This window comes from Burkholderia theae (genome assembly GCF_048565265.1).
In the GTDB taxonomy this organism is placed as follows: Bacteria; Pseudomonadota; Gammaproteobacteria; order Burkholderiales; family Burkholderiaceae; genus Burkholderia; species Burkholderia theae.
This window is the reverse complement of sequence record NZ_CP183461.1, coordinates 1,793,623-1,813,666: the sequence shown is the minus strand read 5'-3', so window position 1 is coordinate 1,813,666 and position 20,044 is coordinate 1,793,623. Positions and strand designations below refer to the sequence as shown.

General features: G+C 64.0%; 26 protein-coding genes. 1 reads left to right on the top strand and 25 read right to left on the bottom strand.

The genetic code is table 11. The annotated features are described in order from the left end of the window. Positions 1-63 precede the first annotated feature (63 nt). From ACN22W_RS08505 to ACN22W_RS08465, 9 genes are all read right to left on the bottom strand, one after another. Positions 64-630, bottom strand: a complete 567-nt coding sequence (locus tag ACN22W_RS08505) for a glycoside hydrolase family 19 protein (protein WP_419687294.1) — start codon at positions 628-630, stop codon at positions 64-66. A 2-nt stretch (positions 631-632) separates the two neighbouring features. Then, a complete protein-coding gene (locus ACN22W_RS08500; RefSeq protein WP_419687293.1) occupies positions 633-1,019 on the bottom strand; it encodes a hypothetical protein in 387 nt (128 codons plus the stop codon). Between the two features lie 61 nt (positions 1,020-1,080). After that, entirely contained in the window at positions 1,081-2,718 is a 1,638-nt protein-coding gene (locus tag ACN22W_RS08495) for a glycosyl hydrolase family 28-related protein (RefSeq protein ID WP_419687291.1), read from the bottom strand. Between the two features lie 4 nt (positions 2,719-2,722). Further along, positions 2,723-3,301, bottom strand: coding sequence for a hypothetical protein (locus ACN22W_RS08490; RefSeq protein WP_419687289.1), 579 nt, complete (start codon positions 3,299-3,301; stop codon positions 2,723-2,725). 5 nt (positions 3,302-3,306) lie between these two features. After that, complete coding sequence (locus ACN22W_RS08485) at positions 3,307-4,299, bottom strand: phage tail protein (RefSeq protein ID WP_419687287.1); 993 nt, start codon at positions 4,297-4,299, stop codon at positions 3,307-3,309. 30 nt (positions 4,300-4,329) lie between these two features. Next, the gene (locus ACN22W_RS08480; protein ID WP_419687286.1) at positions 4,330-5,046 is read right to left on the bottom strand and encodes a DUF2612 domain-containing protein; all 717 of its coding nucleotides are present in this window, start codon (positions 5,044-5,046) and stop codon (positions 4,330-4,332) included. A gap of 2 nt (positions 5,047-5,048) precedes the next feature. Next, entirely contained in the window at positions 5,049-6,236 is a 1,188-nt protein-coding gene (locus ACN22W_RS08475) for a baseplate J/gp47 family protein (protein WP_419687284.1), read from the bottom strand. Next, on the bottom strand, positions 6,233-6,586 hold the full coding sequence (locus ACN22W_RS08470; protein WP_419687283.1) for a hypothetical protein: 354 nt from the start codon (positions 6,584-6,586) through the stop codon (positions 6,233-6,235). Before ACN22W_RS08470 ends, ACN22W_RS08475 begins: the two co-directional genes overlap by 4 nt. Before the next feature lie 7 nt (positions 6,587-6,593). Then, on the bottom strand, positions 6,594-7,385 hold the full coding sequence (locus ACN22W_RS08465; protein WP_419687281.1) for a Gp138 family membrane-puncturing spike protein: 792 nt from the start codon (positions 7,383-7,385) through the stop codon (positions 6,594-6,596). A 12-nt stretch (positions 7,386-7,397) separates the two neighbouring features. Between ACN22W_RS08465 and ACN22W_RS08460 the strand changes: the two genes are divergently transcribed. Then, positions 7,398-8,054 (top strand): hypothetical protein, encoded by a 657-nt coding sequence (locus tag ACN22W_RS08460; protein WP_419687279.1) that lies wholly within the window; start codon positions 7,398-7,400, stop codon positions 8,052-8,054. Here ACN22W_RS08460 and ACN22W_RS08455 read toward each other — a convergent pair. The 16 genes from ACN22W_RS08455 to ACN22W_RS08380 form a co-directional block, all read right to left on the bottom strand. Next, positions 8,051-9,046, bottom strand: a complete 996-nt coding sequence (locus tag ACN22W_RS08455; protein WP_419687277.1) for a phage protein — start codon at positions 9,044-9,046, stop codon at positions 8,051-8,053. The two genes, ACN22W_RS08460 and ACN22W_RS08455, sit on opposite strands and share 4 nt — an antisense overlap. Further along, on the bottom strand, positions 9,046-9,360 hold the full coding sequence (locus ACN22W_RS08450; RefSeq protein WP_256085973.1) for a phage baseplate plug family protein: 315 nt from the start codon (positions 9,358-9,360) through the stop codon (positions 9,046-9,048). Before ACN22W_RS08450 ends, ACN22W_RS08455 begins: the two co-directional genes overlap by 1 nt. Further along, complete coding sequence (locus tag ACN22W_RS08445; protein WP_419687276.1) at positions 9,360-9,959, bottom strand: phage baseplate protein; 600 nt, start codon at positions 9,957-9,959, stop codon at positions 9,360-9,362. Before ACN22W_RS08445 ends, ACN22W_RS08450 begins: the two co-directional genes overlap by 1 nt. After that, complete coding sequence (locus tag ACN22W_RS08440) at positions 9,956-11,740, bottom strand: glycoside hydrolase family 73 protein (RefSeq protein WP_419687275.1); 1,785 nt, start codon at positions 11,738-11,740, stop codon at positions 9,956-9,958. Before ACN22W_RS08440 ends, ACN22W_RS08445 begins: the two co-directional genes overlap by 4 nt. Further along, complete coding sequence (locus ACN22W_RS08435; protein WP_419687274.1) at positions 11,733-11,912, bottom strand: DUF6889 family protein; 180 nt, start codon at positions 11,910-11,912, stop codon at positions 11,733-11,735. Before ACN22W_RS08435 ends, ACN22W_RS08440 begins: the two co-directional genes overlap by 8 nt. Before the next feature lie 2 nt (positions 11,913-11,914). Further along, entirely contained in the window at positions 11,915-12,367 is a 453-nt protein-coding gene (locus ACN22W_RS08430; RefSeq protein WP_049096477.1) for a phage tail assembly chaperone, read from the bottom strand. Between the two features lie 2 nt (positions 12,368-12,369). Then, positions 12,370-12,810 carry a phage structural protein gene (locus tag ACN22W_RS08425; RefSeq protein WP_301853583.1) on the bottom strand — a complete coding sequence of 147 codons (441 nt, stop codon included), beginning with the start codon at positions 12,808-12,810 and terminating at the stop codon, positions 12,370-12,372. Between the two features lie 15 nt (positions 12,811-12,825). Further along, complete coding sequence (locus tag ACN22W_RS08420; protein WP_419687271.1) at positions 12,826-14,637, bottom strand: DUF3383 domain-containing protein; 1,812 nt, start codon at positions 14,635-14,637, stop codon at positions 12,826-12,828. Positions 14,638-14,646: 9 nt separating this feature from the next. Continuing rightward, positions 14,647-15,237, bottom strand: coding sequence for a phage neck terminator protein (locus ACN22W_RS08415; protein ID WP_419687269.1), 591 nt, complete (start codon positions 15,235-15,237; stop codon positions 14,647-14,649). A gap of 4 nt (positions 15,238-15,241) precedes the next feature. Beyond that, positions 15,242-15,613 (bottom strand): hypothetical protein, encoded by a 372-nt coding sequence (locus ACN22W_RS08410; RefSeq protein ID WP_419687268.1) that lies wholly within the window; start codon positions 15,611-15,613, stop codon positions 15,242-15,244. A 59-nt stretch (positions 15,614-15,672) separates the two neighbouring features. Beyond that, positions 15,673-16,242, bottom strand: coding sequence for a hypothetical protein (locus ACN22W_RS08405; protein ID WP_419687266.1), 570 nt, complete (start codon positions 16,240-16,242; stop codon positions 15,673-15,675). A 36-nt stretch (positions 16,243-16,278) separates the two neighbouring features. Continuing rightward, positions 16,279-16,662, bottom strand: coding sequence for a DUF4054 domain-containing protein (locus ACN22W_RS08400; RefSeq protein ID WP_301853576.1), 384 nt, complete (start codon positions 16,660-16,662; stop codon positions 16,279-16,281). A gap of 61 nt (positions 16,663-16,723) precedes the next feature. Further along, entirely contained in the window at positions 16,724-17,164 is a 441-nt protein-coding gene (locus ACN22W_RS08395) for an STY1053 family phage-associated protein (protein WP_419687263.1), read from the bottom strand. Positions 17,165-17,173: 9 nt separating this feature from the next. Continuing rightward, positions 17,174-18,211: a DUF2184 domain-containing protein gene (locus ACN22W_RS08390; RefSeq protein ID WP_419687261.1), complete on the bottom strand. Its 1,038-nt coding sequence runs from the start codon at positions 18,209-18,211 to the stop codon at positions 17,174-17,176. A 10-nt stretch (positions 18,212-18,221) separates the two neighbouring features. Next, complete coding sequence (locus ACN22W_RS08385; RefSeq protein ID WP_419687260.1) at positions 18,222-18,710, bottom strand: structural cement protein Gp24; 489 nt, start codon at positions 18,708-18,710, stop codon at positions 18,222-18,224. A gap of 13 nt (positions 18,711-18,723) precedes the next feature. After that, positions 18,724-20,043 carry a DUF2213 domain-containing protein gene (locus ACN22W_RS08380; RefSeq protein ID WP_419687259.1) on the bottom strand — a complete coding sequence of 440 codons (1,320 nt, stop codon included), beginning with the start codon at positions 20,041-20,043 and terminating at the stop codon, positions 18,724-18,726. Between the last annotated feature and the right edge of the window lies 1 nt (position 20,044).

Below are 20,044 nucleotides of genomic sequence, written 5' to 3'. Positions count from 1 at the left end.
TGAAAAAGCCCGGCGTGCGGCCGGGCTGGATTGCGAAATTTCGAAAAATCGAAAACTGGTGCGTCAGGCCACGCCTAACGCCTTCTTGCAGGAATCCCAGAGCGCCAGACGGTCGGGCATGCCGTTCGGTGTGGCCGCCGATCGCGGGTTGCCGAAGTTGATCGCACGGCTGATCGCCAGAAAGTCACCGGCGTCGGCGAGCGCACTCAGGGCGTTGTCGGCCCAGAACTGCGCCGACACTTCCGCGGCGACGCTCGGCTGAACGATCTGATCGGGATCGCCCTCGAGGTCAATGCCGATCTTCTGCCCCATCACGCGGAAGTTGTAGCGGCCGGTGATCTGCAGCAGGCCGCCGCCGCGGTAGCGGAACCCGTCGCCGGCCTGCGTATTGCCCAGCTCGGCCGCCTTCGCCGCCGGCGGCTCGTATGCGCGCTGCGCCGGCGTCGGCCCCCAGATCTCGCGAAGCCACTGGAAACGGCCGCACTCGTGACCGCACTCCGCAAGAAACGCAGCCTGGCGCACAGGCGAGTCGATCGCATATAGCGCCATCGCAGCTGACAACGGGTCGGCCCACGGCGTGGCGTGCGAGAGCGGGATCTGCAGCGCGTCGGACAGGATTTGAGGTGTCATGGTCATCCCAGAAGCAGCTTCACGACCGCGCTCGCCCAATCGGGAATGGGTTCGTGTCGCATGTAGCGAAAGACGATCACGCCGACAGTGCCGAACGCGATCGTCGGGCCGGCGACGTGCCGGATGAGGAAGCGCCACGCATCGGCAAGACGGCACAACGCGCGCACCGCGCGCGCGCCACCGTCCCACGTGTCGACCATCGATTGCGTGTTCGTCTGGATCATGGAAACCGAGGCCACGATGGCGTCGATCTTCTCGTCCTGACGCTGCAGGTGCGCCTTCACCGCTGCATCACTCGCGGCAAGGCGCTGTTCCAACCTCGAAAAGCGGCGGTCTCCCGCGCGCAGCCGTTCCTCGACGCGCGCCGGTGCCGATGCGTTGTCGGTCATTCATCCCCCGGAAATGAAAAAGCCGCCCGGCGGGCGGCTGTCGTGCGACTTTTGTGATTTGTCAGTACAACGGGTACCAGGTCGTATTCACCCCCCGGCATAGATACCCGTGCCCTGCGCCTGCAGCGAGCGACGTCGCCGGCGCCGCCACAGTCCCAGATGCAGCGCCGAGCGTGAGCGCCGTGATTGCCTGCGTCGACGAGAATCGCGCGATCGAGCCGTCGTAACCGGACGAGCACGACGGGAGAGTGACGGTCAGCGCGGCGAGCGCCGCAGACGGATCGATGATCGCGGTTTGCGTCCCCGCGGCGATCATCACCGTCGCGCCGCTGGATGGCGTGCTGTATGTGTACGCCTTGTCGACCTGCTGTTGGCTGTTGGTGATGGCCGTTCCGGAGATCGCGCCGCCGACGTTCAGCGGGCCAAGCTTCACGTTGCTCGAGTAGTTCCCGAGCGTGTTCGACACGGCGTATTGCGACAGGCTGTAGATGTTGGTCGTCGGGACAGTCGCGTTCACGCCATAGCCGCCGTTGTACGCGATATGGCGCGTCGAATCGATGGTGATGATCGTGCTCGCGTCGTCGACGCGCATGCCGTCGCTCGTCGCGTTGTAGAGCTGGCCCGGCCCGAGCGAGATGCGGCCGTTCGGCCACTTCTGGATGTAGATCTCGATTCCGTTCGGGCCGCCGCCCAACACACCGGCAGACCCGAACGCGCCGTTCATCACGATCGGCGCGTTCGAGGTCAGCGAGTCGTTGATCCAGACGCCGTATCCGTACGATCCATCGGAAATGCACTGATCGCTGAAGAAGATCTCGCGGTTCAGGCGCGCGGCGAGCGCGTTGTCGACCTGGTAGTTCGTACCATTGCCGTACGCGAGAATCTTGCCGAAGTAGACGCCGCCCTGGCCGCCGCCGACGTGGTACCCGATGTTCGAGAAGGTCACAACACCGTCATCGAGGAAGATGTCGGAGCCCTCGTCGCTGGTCGGCGCCCCATTCATCATCAAGCCCTGGTTCTGGACCTGAATGTTGAACTTCGAGTACTTGAAAACGTTGACGTTGTCGAGCCAGATGCCGTTGTACAGCTTGCGCGACGGCTGACCGAAGACGCCCGCGTCGACGTCGAGCAGCTCGCTGCCGTTCTGCATCCGTTTCAGGTGCAGAGCTGCGCCGGCCGTCATCGTAGTGGTCGAGTCGAAGCGCAGTCCGGAAATCGACCAGCCCGTCATCGACGTCGTACCGTCGCCCACGGTCCAGAGGTCCGAAGTCGTGTTCGAACCCGTGTACAACAGCACCGTCTGCCGCGCGCCCGCGCCGCGGATCGATACGTTCTGCACGATCGGGAGCGCCTTCGGCGTGCTGAACACGCAGGTGCCCGCCGGGAACACAAGCAGCTCGCCCGCTGAGAGATTCGACAACGCCGCGGTCATCGCCGCGTCGTCGTTCGTCGTGCCGTCGCACTTCCCGCCGAAATCGCGGAAGTTGACCACGTCCTGCAGCTTGTCGATCACCGTACGCGATACGCTGCCCGGCGCGGTGCTACGGAACTGCGACACCGACGCGAACATGTTCGTCAGTTGCGATGCCGTGAGGATCTGGCCCGGAACGAACTGCGCGCGCGCCGGCGCGCATGCCATGAACGAAAGCGAAAGCGCGAAGGCAATCGCAGAAAACAATGCACCGATTCGTCGCTTCATCTCGTCAGCTCCAAACCACCGATTGAACATCGGATACCTTCGTCGCGACCATGACCGCGTCGACGAGCTGCTGCTTCTTCGTCAGCGCGGTGAGAATCGCCGTCTTGCCGTCCTGGCCGACCTGCTGAATCTGGGCCGCCGTGTGCTCCGCGTAGGCCCACGCGCCAGTCGTGTCCGCGCACCAGAACGGGGTCGTCCAGCCGGCTGCGAGACCCGGATAGATCGATGCGAGCACCGAGGCCGTGAGGTTCTGCTGATCGGTGATCGAGGCCGGATACGAGTGCGCCGCGCCGAGCGCGGACGATACGAACCCTTTCGTGATCGCGTTCGAGCAGGCCGTGGTCAGCGCGGCGATCTGCGCCATCTGCGCGGCTGCGAGCAGCTCGGCCGCCGGGACAACAGGTGCAGTCTGCGTCATCTCCCCAGAGACGACGTACCAGGTGCCCGACTCGGCCGCCGTGTATTCGGCGTCCGTGAGCTGCAGCAGGTTCGATTCGGGCGGCAGCGACGCGTAGTTCAGCGCGTCGGTGTCGAGCAGGCGCAGCACGCGCGCGGTGTTCGTGTCGAAGTATGCGTATTTCATGTCGTTCAGCACTCGATGATGACCAGACCCTGACCGCCGGAGCCGCCGCCTGCAGCGGTCCCCGCGGAGCTACCGTAACAACCACCGCCGCCACCGCCGCCAGCGCCAAACGCGGCACCCGTGCCAGCCTGCGCGCTGCCCTGAGCAGCCTTACCGCCTGCGCCGGCGCCGCCGAACGGCGACGACGCGCCGAAGCCGCCTTTGCCCATGTAGTTGCCGTCCGAACCGGCCTGTCCGCCCGGGTTGCCCGAGCCTCCGAGGCCACCGTTTCCGCCACCGCCGATCGCGTTCACCGTCGCGGCCGACCCGGCTGACCCGGGACCGCCACCTGTCAGAGTCGCCAGCGTGCCGATTACCGTGTTCCCGCCGGCAGTGGCGCCCGCGCCGCCCACGACGCCGCCGATCCCGCCGGCGCCGACCGAGATAACGATCTGCTGGCCAGGTGTCACGGCGAAGAACGCGCGCATGAGGAACTGGCCGCTTCCGCCGCCACCACCGCCGCCGCCGCCGACAAGCGTCGACAGGCCTCCCGTGCTGGCGCCCGCGCCGCCACCCCCGCCCGCTGCGACACCGCTCACCCAGATACCCGTCACGTTTGCCGGCACGGTGAACGTGCCGTTCGAGGCAAAAGCTGCAACGGTCTTGAGGTTCGCGAGTTGGCCGAGATTGACGGCCTGATTCGATGCAGTCGCGGAAGCGACCGCAAACGTCTTCGTTGCATCCCCGTTCACCGCTGCGGCCGATGCGAGCAGGTTCGCTAGCAGCGTCGCGGTGGTGCCGTCGTCGATTGCCGGCTGACCGGTCCGCGCGACGATGAACTGCGCGAGCACGGCGCTCATGATGCTCGACTGTCGCCACGCCTTGTTACACGCGGCGGATTGGGCCGTGCCGGACTGGAAGCCTTGCGAGACAGCGGCGAGCGCAGCGTACTGGGCCTGCGTGAGCACGTTCGCGCCCGCGCCGACCGCGAACGCCAGGAAGTCGTTTTCGATTGCCATGTGAAGTCCAGAAAGTGCCGTGACGACGCGTCACGCGAGCGTCGATACGTCGAGGGCGAAGGTGTAGTCGAGGAGGTTTTGCGGGGTGAGGCTCGTCGTTGACCACGCACCGGCGTCGAACCCGGCGACGTACTCGTTATCGACGTCGAAGCCGAACACCGGCGAGCCGTCGAGCGACGTGAAGGCGTAGTTGACGTGGACGGCCTCGGGCTTCAGGGACAGAAACCCCTTCGTCAGAAGCGCCGCATACAGTGCATTGGGCTGCTTCCCGGCGATGCCGATCGTGATCGACATGTCGCAGTGGTCTTCGATGAAAACCAGCGTGCCGGGCGGCGCCAGCATTTCGAGGATCACGCCCGCGGCGTCCGGCGTTCCGTCCCAGTGGTTCGCCGCGATCTTCGCGCGCAGCGCCATTCGATACGTCTCGTCGTCCAGCGATACGAGGCCGGTATCCGGGTCAAACGGGCCTTTCCATGCCCCCTGATCGAAGCCAAGGCCGTAGATGTCGAAGGCGAAGTACACGCCGACGAGCGGCGTGTTGACCTGCCGCGCGAGGCCGATCCACTCCCCCAGCGTGTCGAGCTGGTCTCCGACGGCCGAGTCGAGATCAAAGAGCGCCGGCATGCCGCCGAGCACGTTGATCTGGTCAACGATCGGCGACAACCATGCGGCGACAACCGCCATGAATATCGGACGCGGCTGGTGCTCCGAGGTGATCAGCCCGGTGTAATCGTCCAGTTCTGCCATGCTCACCCCGTCGTGATCGTCACCTGATCAGCCGTGCACGAGGCCGATTCGTTGAACAGCAGTGCGACATCCGGCGCTCCGGCGCCGCGCGGCCCGGTGAGCACGAGACTCACGATCTTGAACGTCGACGCACCGCTGATCGATTTCGCCTGCGTGACGCACTCGTCCCATTCGACGCTTTGCGCTGCGCCCCCGCCGATCACGACGCCGTTGATGTACGCGGCGATCGCGTTCTGCATGGCGATTCCTGTCGCGGTCGTGTAGCCGGGCAACGCGCGAATCGCAACGGCGACGGCGATCGGTGCGTCAGTGGGCCGGAAGAAGTTGATCGGCACCGGCATGCCGTAGCGGTTCGTCGTGATGATCTGCGTCGTGCCGTAGGTGCCACCGCCCGGGGTCTTCTTCATCGTGATCGCGTTAGCGATTGCCGTGGCATCACCGCCTTCGACGACGAGCGAGATTGAATGCGACGGGATGCCGTTCGCGTCCGTTACGCTGGTGTCGTTCTCGTAAGGCTGGCATCGCGTCACGCCAGGTAGGTTTGCGACAGCACCGGTGATGCCGTCGAGCACCGTTTGCGACGGCAGCGCCGTCGACACGCTCTGCCGAACGCGCAGTGCCGGGTCCAGCTCGACCGGTGCGCCCGGTGCCGCATCCGACGCGTTCGTAACTGTCTGCCAGCCGCGCGTCGGCGTGCCGATCTGGTTGATCGTGCCCGCCAGCGCCGCGATCGCGCCAATTGTCGTGCACGTCGCCGTGACCGTGATCGCACCGGCAGGCGGAATCGTGACCGTGGCCGGGAGCGCCCATTGGTAGTTGTTTCCGTCCTTCACGATCCCGTTCGTGATGGTCGTGCCGGCCTGACCGACCAGCGTCAGATCGGCGCTCGAATAGGAAGCAGCCTCGCGCTCAATCCCGTTGATCTTCACGTTGCTCGACAGCGCAGCGCCGACCGCCTTCGACGAGCTGAACGAGTTGTAGACGCCGATGGTGACCGAATTGCAGTCCGCGATCGCCTCTGCGACCACGGCGAGTAGCTGGCCGTCCTGGCTGTCGGGATCGATATACACGTCGGCCCCATAGATCGCCTGGTACTTCGCTTGGAAATACGCGTATACGTCCGCGTACGTCGGCGCGGTGATGCCGTTCGCGTCGATGGTCGCCGCGACAGTGGTAAGCGTCGTCGTCACAGGGTGGTCTCAAATGTGGTGGTTCCGTAGAGCGTCGTGATCGTCGCGGTAACGGTCAGCTTCCGCGTTTCACTATCCAGCGCGCTCGAATACGCGGTGATCTCGACTACGCCGGTCGTGCCAAGAATGCATGCGCGGATCGCAGCGTCGGCAGTTCCCTGCGTGTTCTTGCCGATCACCGCCTGTTCCCACGGCATCCCAACGGTCGTATCGAGGAACCATTCGCCTTGCAGGAGACGCAGACGCGTCAAGACCGCTTGAGCTACAGCATCCGGCGAGTTCACGAGGAAGTCGTTCGCCGACCCGCCGAAGACGTAGTCGTCGTTAGCGTCGAGTTTTCGGTATCGCATGGGTGTCTCAGTTGACGTTGCCGCTATTGCCCGGGCCCGGCTGGACACCGTTATGCGTGTGCGTGTCGTCGATCCGCTTCCCATTGGCGGTCAGCGATCCGATGAAGTTGATCGTTCCGGTGATCACCGCGGCCGCGCCGCTGACGGCGCTGCCGATCATCCCGCCGAGGAACGAGAACAGCCCCTGCACGATCACCGCGCCGCTGAAACCAGACTGCGGCGAGTTCACGGTCAGCGACGTCGAGGCGGCCAGCACCTGCGTAGGCGCGATCACCTCGAAGCCGCCAGGCGCGACGATCTTCACCTTCTGGGTGCTCGGGTTCAGGTCGAAAAAGGTCGAGCCGTCGTCGCTGCGGAGCTGCGTCGAGCTGCCGCTGACGCTGGCGAGCGCGCGCGGCCGCGACCGGAAACCGAGCAGCGCAAACCCGTCCGACAGGTCGTGCATGCGTAGAGCGGCCTGCTCCTGCACGCCGCCCGACTGCCACCAAGCGTCGACGCTGCGCGACGCGAACACGATCAGGCATTCGTCACCCTGAGCCACCGGAAAGGTCAGCGTACAATTCCCGCCAGACGGGAATTGCACCGGGCAGTCGACGACAGGCGGCAGCGCGGCGGTCGTGACCGTGCCATCGTTAGCCCGGATCGGGATCTTGATCGCCGGCTGCACAACGCAGGTCTGAGCGTCGTCGTCGAACGATTCGATCACACCTGGCAGCGCCGTCCACATGCCGACCTGCCAGCCGCGCAGCGCCGCGCGCAGCGAGGCCAGCTCGTCGTCGACTCGTTCTTTTCGATCCATAGGGAATATGACGTGAAGAAAATAATCTTGTTTGCCGCCCTTCTAATTCCGGCCCTATCTTTCGCCGATCTGTCTATCGAACAAGGAAAATCTCTAAACGACAATCTCGCATTCGAGATTTCCACATGCAATAAATCAAAAATTGACGACTTTGAAGGGCGAAAATCATGCGAGCGAGCCCAAGAAATTGAGGCCAGATTATTTTATGGGGGATGGTGCTACTCACCAGAAAATAACCATTACCAACCATGCGACCCCGGATATGCGGATTTTCTTAATGACGTTTTCAAGAAGAAAAAAACACTTCATAGAGAGATCGTTTGGGGATACGCGACAGCACCCACTCACATCAGCCAAGTTCTTCCATCATCGTATTTCTTGTATCGATACTACCCTGAGCGGAAATGCAAACTTCCGCTAGCAAATGCAAGCGACATGCGTTACATGGAGCGAACCCTGCCGGATGGATCAATCCTATCCGGATGCTTCTGGCGCGTACTGGGAAATGAAGTGTCATCCGTATATATGTATCGCGGACAGCCGCAGTACGATAAATTTCCAGACTATTCCATCTCGGTAACCAAGCTTGGAAAAAACGGAACTCACGTGATGGTCATTGATCGCCTCATGACCTTGGAGAAGATGCGAAAAGAGATCACCGAAAATTAACCGTAAGGATTAATCACACCGAGCTTTGCCGGGGCTGGCGCTGAAACACCGCTGGCCTTGGTAGTCAAATCCAATCCAGGCGTCGCATCGACCGATAAGCAAATGACTTCGTTGTACCAGTCGTTACCGCGCGTATCGCCCCAGAATTCGTTCGTCATCACGTAGTAAAAGCCGTCGCCGCTGATCTTTCCGTTGAGCTGGTTTTGCTGAGCAATGGCGCCGTTGTCCTTCTGTTGAGGCACGCTTAAGCCGAACTCATACCGTTGGATGCTCGAGTTGTCGAGCTGGATCAGCCGGCCAATCTTTACTGACGGATTGAGCAGCATGCGAACCGTGATGCCATTCTGCGTCTGCTCGGGCAGGCCGACCATACCCGACTTCGCGTTGATCACCGGGATCTCGCCTGGCACGTACGACGTATCGGGCACGATCTGCAACTGACCATCCTGAATCGACCAGAGGGTCTGGGTCGACCGAGCGACCGTTTCGAGGTGGTCGCGCGCCATACCGAACAGCACCTGGCCACGCGGCATCGGATTCGACGGAAGGTCCACGATATAGCCAGCGGTCACGCCAAACTTCCCCATCGCCTTCAGGCACGCATCTACAACGTCGGCATGCGTCGAACCCGCAGCGAGCGTCGTGTTCACCACGGCGAAGTTGTATGCCATGTCGCCGTCAGCGGCCGTGATGTCCAAATAGGTGTCGGTCGGACTCTCGCGCCCGCGCCGCACCTGCACGATGGACCCGTCGAAGATGATCCCGTAGTTGCCCTCATATCCGGCCTGCAGCACCACACGCGTGAACTCGGCCGCGGCGCGCTGCGCCGTGTTATCGGACACGTTGTACACTCGGATCCGCGCGGAGTTTGGCGTCTGAAGATCGCCGCGCTGCACGCGGAATACGATGCGCAGGCCGGACAGGTCCAGCGCATCGCCGGCGTCGGGTCCGATGATCAGCGAGACCTTGCGACCGAATTGTTGCGTTCCCATCAGTCCGTCACCCAGAAAACGTGAGAGCCGACACCGAGATCGTCGAACGTCGGCACATCGTCAGGACTGGCCGCGCCCTGCACCCATAAACGGCCACCGAAGCCGAGATACGCGTACTGGCCCAGCAAGTCGACACCGGTCACGAGCGGGATACCGTTGACCAACGGGTTACCGCTCGCATCGGCGATGTCGAGTATCCAGCCCGTACCGCCCGCCTCGCGATACTGGATCGTCAGCCGATAGATCGTGCCGCTCAGCGTGATCGAGAAAGTTTGCGGATCGGGCGTCAGCGGGATTTCGTAGAACGTCGTCATCACATACTCGTCGGAGGAACCGAGCCGCCCGGAGCCGGCGTCGCCGGCATGGCCGACTTAACTCCAGCGTTCTGCGTCTCGGCAGTAGCGGCCGGATTCGCCTGGTTCGAGCGCGGCGGCAGCTTCGTTGCCTGCGTGCTCACGATAATCACCTGCTTGAGGGTGGCGGTAACCATCAGAGCTGAACTGCTCTTCTGGTCGGTGACGACCGTCAGGCCCTGGATCAGCATGTTCGAGTACTTCCGGCGCGTCGTAACGACGTCGATCCGCTCGCGGTTCGCCTGCAGCTGCAGCAGCTTGCTGTAAATCGCATCGACATACGTGCCGGTCGCCATCGTGTTCGCGCCCGTCGGATCGAACGAGACCACTGCCGCTCCAAGCAGCGCCGAGTAGTCGGCATTGCTCCAGCCGCATTTCATGATCACCTCGCGCGGCCGCACATACGCATGATCGTTGATCGGTGCACCTTTCTCGACAGGGTGTTCGGTGATCACGGCGTTGTCGCTGTAGACCTCCTCCACAATGGCAGAGATGGTCACGCCGCCGATCTTTTTGCCTCCTGTCAGCGTGACATCGAGGACATCGGAGATGGTCGTCACTGCATCGCTCCCCGCATATTCCGAATGGTGGTATCCGCCACCGTCTGCTGCTCACGCCCGACGGCGCGCGCCGTCTCATTCGGATCGGCCATGCCCGAAACCTGGATCTTCACGTCGTTATGGATCTCGATGTGCGCCGCTCGATCACGCTGAACATCAGGCACTTGCGACCATTCCGAGTTCTGCAGCATGTCACCCATGATCTTCTTCAGCTTGCCACCGTACTTTGGGTCGGTCGCATACACACCGGTTAACGCGTCTGCGAATGCGAACGGATCATCGAGATGCGTGCGTGCCTTCGAATACGGCTTTCCCTTCGCGAGCAAGTTTGCGTGCGCGGTGAACGCGTCGGCCATCGAGTCGTAGTCTGCGAAGCGTTGGACCATCCGAATGCGCTTTCCGTTGATCACCTCATGGGTGACCACATCGGTGCCGGCCTCACCCTTCCGTGCCTTGATGCCGAAGGGGTTGTTCTTCCCCGACATCTTTTTGCCCCAGCCACTTTCCTGCACCCATTGCGCGAACGTGACGAGCGCAGGAATTCCGGATCGCGCCTCCGATTCCTTCGATGCTGCGATCGCATCGGCGATACGCTGCGCGGCAGTGCTCGGCGGTGCATTGGCGGCCGCCGGTTGACCGGCTGCGATAGGAGGCGATGCCCGCGTCGCATCAGTAGGCGCCGACGCCTGAGCCTTCTTCGACGCAGGACCGTCGATCGTCGGACCAAGCGCTTGCCGCCGCTTCAGATCTTCGTCCTCGCCTCGGTTCAGCCCTTCACTGTGGAAAAGCAGCCCGAGTGCGCCGGCCCGTCCGAGCAAGCGGCCGCCCCACGGCAACAATCGAGAAAGCAGGCCGGCGCGCCCCGCCACCGCAGCTCCCGTAGCTGCCGCACCAACTTCAGCACCTGTCCCAACCGCTGCTGTTGCGGCAGTCTCTGCGGCGGCGGTCGCAGCGGCGGTCGCCGCCTTCTCTACTCCAACGCCAAGCGCCCGACCAATTGCCGCTTGCACGGCCTTCTTCGCCGCCATCGCGGTCAGGAGACCACCGCCTAGCGTCGCGCCCGTCTCAATCCCGAAGGTGCCAACGGTACCGAACGTGCCTTCCAAGCCGCTCTGCATGTGACGCAGCGCACTCATCAGGCTATGGCCGCCGTTGTTCGCCGTGTCGACACCGCTCCGCGCGTAATCCCCCTTCGCTCGGTCATACGATTGCTGGTATGCCTGGTCGCGCATGCCCAGCATGTAGTTCTCGTCGATGCCGAGCTGCTGCGCGTACTGCGCGCCAAACCATGCCGGCTTCTTCGCCATCACCTTGCCGATGTCGTTGACAATGTCGACGGTGTCGCGCAGCTGCCCGTTAGCATCGCGCGTCTGCACACCGAGCGAGCCGATATAGCTCTCGCCGGCCGGGTTGTTGCGCATGAAGCGCGCGACGTTCTCGATGCTGCTCTGCGCCTGGTCAGCGCTCACGCCGACATCCTGCGCGGCGTTCGCGACAGCTTTGAGGCTGCTCGCGGCGGCACCGGTCCGACGCGACGCGAAGTGCAGGTTCTCCAGCTTCTGGGCGAAATCGACGGTGCGCGCGGCGACGAACGCGGTTGCTCCGACGAACGCGGCCGCCATCGTGACAGCCGACTTGCCAGCCTTCACCTGCGCCTTGTCAAGCTCCTCCGTTTTCTTGGTCGCGCCCTCGACGCCGTCCCGGAATTTTTTCTCCGAGTCGACGTCGATCTTGAAGCCAAGCGCGACCAGGAATTCGCGGATGACGGACGATTCAGCCATGCTTCTGTTCCTGTCTGCGGCGCGCGGCCGCTTCGTTGTCCGCCCGGACGGCGAGTGAATCGTTCATCAGCGCGATGTCAGCCAGGTCGAGTGTGCCGTCCTTCAGCGATTCGAACCGGCACATCTGCGCGTGCACCGGTGCGAGCAGCCAATCCTCGCCACCGGGCAGCACCCTTATCCAGCTGGTGTCGCCTCGCTCGGGCTGCTCGCCAGACCGGTAAGCAGCCCTTGAATAAAAGGCCCGAGGTTCTCCATGATCACGTAGCCTGTGAGCGTCAGCATCGTGCCCATGTCGATGTCGTCGAACATGCACACGTCCTGTGTCGGCGACCAGACACGGGCCCAGACAGCGCCATGATGCCGCTCAACAACGCGCATGCAGGCACCCACAACGTATTCCGCGTCGTCGTCCTTCATGCCCGAGAGAGCCTCCATGACAGGCTCGATCGAAGTCGCGAGCAGCTTGAGGTTCTTCGTGAGCGGCACGTCGGACGTCTGGAGGTCGAGATAGGACCGGATCAGCGGGGGCAGCACGGTTGCGATGCGGCGGCTCACGTGGAACTGCCGCATCGCATCCATCTTGCCGAGCTGGTACCGCTGGCCGCCGATTTCCTTTTCCGTCGCCATGGTCAGTACGTCCCGAGCAGGCTATCGATCTTGATCGAATCGAAGATCCACTCGACGATGTCGCCGTCCTTCGCATAGCGCAGGTCCGGCGCCTTCTTGAACGCACAGCTGCGCGCCGTGATGACGTCGCCTGCCGCCGTCTGCGAGACCTCGATGAGGTTCTTGCCCCAGAGGGCGCTCGACAGCGACTGCGCGTCGTACATCGCCATCAGCTTGGCATTGATCGGCGCGGTCTTCAGGTAGCGGAGCGTCACCTGCCCGGACTTGTCGGCGTGCAGGCTGTGCATGCCCTCGCCATCGGAACCGATGGTCATCGTGTTCTTGTCGCCGGCACGCGCGATCACGATGCCTTCCTCGGCGGTGGCTTCGCCATATCCGAGCGAGAACACGCCCGTCGGCCCGACGATCGTCGCCGTGACGTCCACAAAGCTGTAGGTGCTCATGGTGTTTTTCTTCCTTTACCGGTTGACGGTCAGCGCGACGTCGACGTCGCCGATCGCGCCCGCCTCCTTCGCCGCGACCTGGAACGACACGGACTTGCGGGCCTCGCGGTCCGCCTGCGATTGCGACGAGATCGGCGGTGCATAGACGTAGTAGCCCTTCGACAGCGTCTGCCCCTGCACGATGGCGCCGAAGCCGGCCGAGTTCCACACGCCAGCTGCAAGATAGCCATTCGTCACGGCCTGGTCGCACACCGACGAGATCGCACCCGCGATCAGCGCGTTGCCCGCGTCCGTCTGCGGGATCTTCGTGGGGCTCTGGTACTGCAGGTTGTAGACCGCCGTCTGGACCGCATTCTTGAACCAGATCGCGTTGTAGATCGAATCGACGAAGATGCCGCTCGGCGTGACGCCGTACTGCACGATCGCAGTGTTGTTCTGGTACGCCGCGAAGACGTTGCAGTTCTTCGCCTGCAGCGCGTTGGCCTGCGACGTCGACAGCGCTTCGGCGACGATGCCCGGCTCCTGCTTGTAGTCCATCGTGATCGTCGTGCTGTTGCCGTTGAAATCGACGGTCAGCAGACGGCCGAGGAACGAGCTGATCGCGTACGGGCTCGCGCTCGAGTACTGGATCACCGAGTACTGGTAGTTGAGCGCCTTCAGGCGGCTCGCCAGGTCAGTGGTCACGGTCGAGTCCAGCGCCTGCGGGTTCTGGGTCGTGATCCCGTAGATGTGTGCCTGGTCGGCCTCGATCATCGCCGCAACCGCGACGTGCTGGTCGTCAGTCACCGCAGTATCCGCGAACTCGATCCCGAGGAACTTGTTCGCGAAGCGATCAAGGAAGATCGCGATCGCGTCCGTCGGCTGTTCTGCCGAAATCCCGTTCACCGGTGCCGACGCGAGCGCGCTCGTCAGGCCGAGCATCGCCGAGATGTCGGTACCGGCACCAGGCGCGGTCGCGTAACTTACCGTCGATGCAGCGACGCCGCCGGCGAGCGTGGCACCCGACAGGGTAATGGCCGCGCTCGATTTCGCGAGCGTGATCGCATTGCCGGCGTTGCCAACCGCGATCGCGGTGACCGTCGTGACGGCGCCGGTGGTCGAGTAGCCGCACTGCGACAGGTTGGCGTCCGTCGATGCTGCGAGGAACGTCTGCAGGTTGGCTGCCGTCGCGCCAGCGTTGGCACCGATCAGCACTTGGCTGCCCACCGGGGCGGCCGCAACGAAGGTAACCGCAGTGCCGTTGATGGTGACCGTATCGTTTGCTGCGGGGTTCGCCGTCAGCGTGATCGTGCCGCTCGCGGCCGCGCCGATCCCGCTCGACTTGCTCGTCACCTGGAACTGGCTGCCGGTCCACACGACTGTCGCATACGACGCGAGCGCCGCCTGCACGATCGAGGCCACGCCGTTCAGGTTGGAAGCGGTCGAGAAGTTCAGCGCGGATACGTTGCGCGCCGTGCCGTCGATCGTGATGTTGAACGCGCCGTTCGTGATCGCTTGCCACTGCGCGAGCGCCTGCTGCGCCGCCGACAGCACGCCGCCGCGCAGCGAGCCCGACGTCGCCGTCTTCGCCCAGCGGCCGATGCACACGCTCTGCGGCTTCGGCGTCTGGCCGAAGTACAGCGCGGCAGCGAGGTATTCCGGCGCCGCGGTACCGTAGTCGGCCGCCACGTCGGTGATCCCGGCATACGGGCGCATCCGCTCATTCGTGTCGATCACGGTCGATGCGCCCAGAATGAGCGCGGTGTTCAGGTTCGCGCCCTGCGCCGCGAGCGCCGCGAGGCTGAGCGTCACGTTGATGCGGCGCGATACCGGCAGTCCGTTGGACATGCTGATCCCCTACAGGTTGACGTTTATGGTGGAAGTGACGGGCGGCGACGCGTCTGTCGTCGTCGATGCCTGCGCCGATTTCAGGTTCAGCACCGCATAGGTGCGCGTGACTTTCCGGCGCAGCATCACGGTCATGTCGTACCGCCGCACCCATTGCTGATTGACCAGGTCCGGCACGGCGCGGATTTCCGAGACGCTGACGAAGGCCATGTCGAGCAGCTGGAGCTGCTCGCGGTTCTGTGGGAGCGCGAGCCCGTCGGCGAGCCGCTGCGCATAGCCCTTGGCCGCCGGCCCGTAGAACGTGCAGAGCACGTCGAGATCCTGGTGGCGGATGTAGGTGTCGCTGCCCTCGTTCGCGCCGTTGTGCACGATCGCGGGGCTCGCGTCCGGCGTCTGGGTCTGGATGCCGAATGCGCACCAGTTGATGCCAGGCTCGGGCTGCTTCGCGACGACCGGCTGCCAGCGCGGCCGCACGAGGTCGGGGGACAGTGCCGTGATGCCCGCGACCAGGTCGTGCACCAGATCGTCGAGGGCATCATCCTCGTCCGGCGGCGTATCGACGGCTGGCGCCAGATATCCACCGGTCGAGCTGTCGTTCATGGGGTCATCCGGAAAGCGGTTTCAGGTCGCACGTCGCGCAGACGAAGCCGCGCCCGAAGTGCGAGTAGTCGTTCACGTTGACGACGGTGTAAGTTCGACCGGCCCAGATCACCTCGTCTGCATCCTGCCCGGGACTGCCGTCCATCAGGCGGAACATCGTATGCAGGGTGATCGAGCCGATGATCCGGCTGCCGTCGGCGTTGCGGTGCAGGATGTCGCCCTTGTCGCTGGTCACAACGGCCGCGAACGTAGCCGCCGTCGGCGTGTTCTGCCCGCGACCGCGCGCGTCGACCGTCTGCGCCATGCGGTTGCAGATCAGGCCGGTATCCATGAAATCCGGGTCGAGCAGGACCTCGGTGACGTCGAGGAATGCCATTGCTGGCTCCAATGCAAAAAGGCCGCACACGGCGGCCTTTCGATGTCAGGAGTGGTACGTTACTTCTTCGTACGTTTCACGTACGTGATGGACTTCAAATAGCCGCCGGTGTTGATCAACGGGATGATCCCTGCCGCGGACTGAATCTCAGACAGGCTCATGCCTGCCGCCTGCGCGCCAGCGTCGACCAGCGCGGAATAATCCTTCTCCGACTTCCGCTGCGATTTCGTGCCACGCTGACGGTATCGGTTCGCGATCGTGGACGGTGCGAGCGGCGGCGGAATGTTGCTACGGATCTTCAGGCGAACTGATGCAACCGCCATTTCGCCGACCTGCGTCAACTTCGCATCAATCTTGCCGACATCACCGCGAAGAGCTGCCTCGACGCCTTTCTGCAGCTGCGGCGCGATCCTCGGAAGGGCACCCTCAACTCCCGGCACCAGATGAGGTCGAGCCGGCACATTATTCGCCGGAGAACCGTTCTCCATCAAGTAGCCGATCTCAGCGTTGCTGATCGGTTCCCCCTCGTCCTTACGTCCGGCCGTGCTGTCCGGCACGCCGACGAGAACCTCCCTCTGCACGAGAGCAGCGATCGATTTCAGAACGTCGTCGAGGTGGTCTTGCTTCACCCTTACAACCATCAAAATCTCCCATGCACTGCGGCGCTACAGCTGCATACCGCCCGCGCCCATCATCATCGCGAGGCTCAGATAGCGGATCCCGTACATGGTGCTATTCCAGAATCCACCGTCCTTAATGGCGACGGCCGCCGTGTCGTAGCTGGCGCTGACCTTGTCGACCGACTTCGCCGACTGCGGCCCGGTCACCTGCCCGGGCACTGCGCCGACGGCCGCCGCGTTCTGGTCGCGCATCGACAGAGCGACGTGGTGCGCTGTACAGAGCCCGATGCCGATGTCGGTCAGCTCCTGCCAGCGCTCCGGATTCACGAGCGACACGGATACGGTCAGCCAGATCTGGATGACCGCATCGGGGTACAGCGTCGAATTCGTGAATTCGGGGAACGTCTGGCGGAACTGAGCAATATCCACGGGTCACCTTCAGTTGGAGATGGCAAGCGCGCCGCACGCGCGGCACGCCCGCCTGCGGCCATTATGCCTGCTTGCCGCCCTGCTTCTGGCTGCCGCTTTGCTTCTGCGATGCGGCCTCCGCAGTAGCAGCCTGGGAAGCCTCGAACGCCGCGACATTCGACGCATGCTCCAGCTCGCGCGCGGCGATCGAGCCCTCGCGCGCGTCCAGATCGGCCGCCCGGGCATCGATGCCCTTCGACATCGCATCGAGCTCGGCATGCTGCTCGGTGAGCCGGCGCCCCTCGGCGTCGAGCTCGGCGCGCGCAGCCGCGACTGCAGCGGCCAGTTCGTCCGCGCCGGGCGTCGCCAGAACATCACCCGGATCGCCGGTATGGTGTTTCACATACCAGTTGTCGGCGATGTCCTGGTCGACGGTATGCATGCCGACCGGGAAATCGGCATGGATGCCATCGGCACGGAGCAGCTTGAACGCTTTCGCGACATAGATTTTTGTCTTTGCCATGATGCCCCCTTAGATGCCGTCGCGGTATGCGAGCGTTTCCGGATACACGACTTCGACGACGCCGAGGCGCCCGAAGTACGTCACCAGCTGCCGCAGATCGCGGTACTCGAGCGGCGTGCGCTGCAGGGGTACGAGCGGGAAGCGCACGCGGTTCTTGTCCTTCGTGTACGCCATCATGCGGTTCGTGCCGCTCGCGCCGCGGCCGGTGAGCCACTTCGACGGCAGGATTTCGAGCGGTCGACCGTTGAGCTGGTTCGACAGGCTGTTTTCCTGCAGAAAGCGCAGGACGCTGATGTTGCCGGCGTCGCTCACCTTGCGGGACACGAGCCGCGAGAAGTTGAGCGGATCGACCAGCACGCGGCCCGGGCACACTGCATAGCCGGATGCCGCCCATGCGCTGTTTTCCATCTCGTTCAGATCGTTCAGCATCTGATCGGGCGTCGCGGTAGCCCACCCGCCGGTTTGAGCGTTCGAGACGTTGGCGACGGCCGTGTTGTTCACGAGACCAGTCACGCCGAGCACGGAGTCGCCGATGTAGACCTGCTCGTCGACGTCCATGTTGTGCTTCAGCTGAAGCCCTTCGTACTTCTGCTGATCGACCGGGCGGCCGAGCTTCTGCGCCGATTCGAGCTCCGGGATCGTCCAGCCGATCTGCATGCCCCACAGCGTCAGCGGGTTCGGCGTCTTGCCGATGTCGAGGCCAAGGCTCGCGATCGCGTTCGCGTCCTTGCCCACCCACGATTTGCCAGCCGGCGACGGGCCGCCCGCCGCCGCGAACATGGAGTTCGTGAACGACGACACCTCGTCGGCAATCGACACGTCCTCGCGGAGGTCGATGTCGCGCGACCAGGTGACCGACGCGAGCGGCATATGCAGCGTCTGGTCGAGCCGTTCCAGCTCGCCGACGAGGAACGAACCGGTGCTGTCGATCGTGCGCGCGTCGAACGTCATCATGCTGTCGCGCGTGCGCGCGCGAATGATCGCCGGCGCGCCGACGATTGCGATGCCGGCCGCGCGGGCGAGCAGCGTCTTGTTGTGAGTCGTCATGTCGGCTTCCTTAGATGTTGTAGGCGATTTCGACGTTGCCGGACGCATCTGCCGCCGACATGAACGTCGCGCCGGTGATCGCGATCGTGTTCGTGCCGTCGGCCGCCGCCTCGATGCCGCCGATCGGCTTGCCTGCTGCGGCCGCCGCGACGCGCACATAGACCTGGCCGTCGAGCGCAGCAACGCCCGCGTTCAACAGCACGGTCTGGTAGCCGCGGCGAAGCGCGTCGCCAATCCCCTTCGTGGGCGGCGTCGACGTGCCGAGCGGATCCTGCGAGCTCTGCGTCGGGAACGGACGCACGAGCAGACCGTAGACCGACGCGGCGACATCGCCTGCGCCGATCGGTACGAACTTGCCGTTCGCGATCTTGCCGAACAGGCCATACGCCGAGAACGGCGCGGTCGGGTCGAGGGGGACCGGCTCGATCGTCGACTGGGACGGCCGGGTCACGTCGCCGGGAATGCCCGACGGCATGCGATACAGAATTGCGTTGCCCATGAGGCGTTCTCCTTTATTGGCTGGACTGACCGGCCCAGAACTTGCGGTTGCGTTCGTTGATCTCGGCGATGCTGGTCGGCTTGCCGAAATCGCGCGTGGTGACCTTGCTGCTCGACGCGTTGGAGTTGTTCTTCACGCGCATCAGCTCGGCCGCACCGGTGAAGATCGTGTCGACGACCCGCGCGGGCATGGTGTCGAAGTCCGGCGCGCGGCCGCCGAGGAACGGCGTGATCGCTGCGCGGCCGGCATCCGTCTCGTATGCCTGGTCGAGCGCCTTGCGCTGGCAGCGGCAAAGCGCCGCCGCACGGTCCTTCGTCTTCAGGCCATCGAGCGTCGGCAGCTTCACTCCCGGGGCGAGGATCTCGGCGCGTGCCGGAATCAGGCGCGCGGAGTCGCCGGTGTACAGGTCGACGCCTTCTTCGCTGACGCGACGCGACGGCTCGGCTTCGATGATCGTGTCCTTCGTGGTATCCGAATCGTCGTCGTCTTCCTCGTCGTCGTCCTCGGTTTCGTGCTCCCGCTCGGCGTCGCGCGCGGAGAGGCGGTTGATCTTACGGTCGAGTGCCTTAACCGTCTTGGTGAGCGCGGCGATCGCGTCGGCCGTCTTGCCTTCGCGCTCGGCGGCTTCCCGCTTTTCGCGCTCTTCGTCGGACTCTTCGTCCATCGACTTGCGACCCTCTTCGAGCGCTTCCTCGACGCCATCCTCGTCGCCGGTCTTCAGCGACTTCATCAGGCGGTCGAGCCACGACGAGCGGCGCGGCGGCTTGGTGGTCGGCTTGCTGTCTTTCGTCTTCATCTCGGGTTCCTTATCGCCGATCGCGCAGCGCGGGCCGCAGCGGCCGCGAGGGACGATGGCTACGTGGTTGACAACGATGTTCCGCTGTACCCCGCGGCCGGGTGATACCTGTTCGTAGTCGGCCTCGTATCCGAGGCTGACCTCTTCGATTTCTTCGTCTTCGACCGCCGAGATCGCGTCCTGCGAGGTGATCAGCAGGTCCGCGATCATGAGGTCGTCCTCAATGCCGGCGCCGCGGCGAATGTTCAACATAACGCCCTTGCCGAGCGCGGAAAACGTCGCGGGCGTGACGAAGTCGTCGGGATGGTCCAGCGTCACCGGCTTGCCGGCACAGCTTGCGAGCGTCTGGTCGCGAAACACCTCTTCGGGAGTGCGGCTGATTCGGATCAGGCCGTCGGGACCAGCCTCGATCGGCACCTCGCCGTCGGCGTACAGCATCTCGCCGGTGCGCGCGACGGGAACGTCTTCGCAGAGCAGGAAGCCCTCGGGGGTGAGCGAGCGCTTCGGCCCGAGCTTCTGTACGGTATAGAAGCGCATG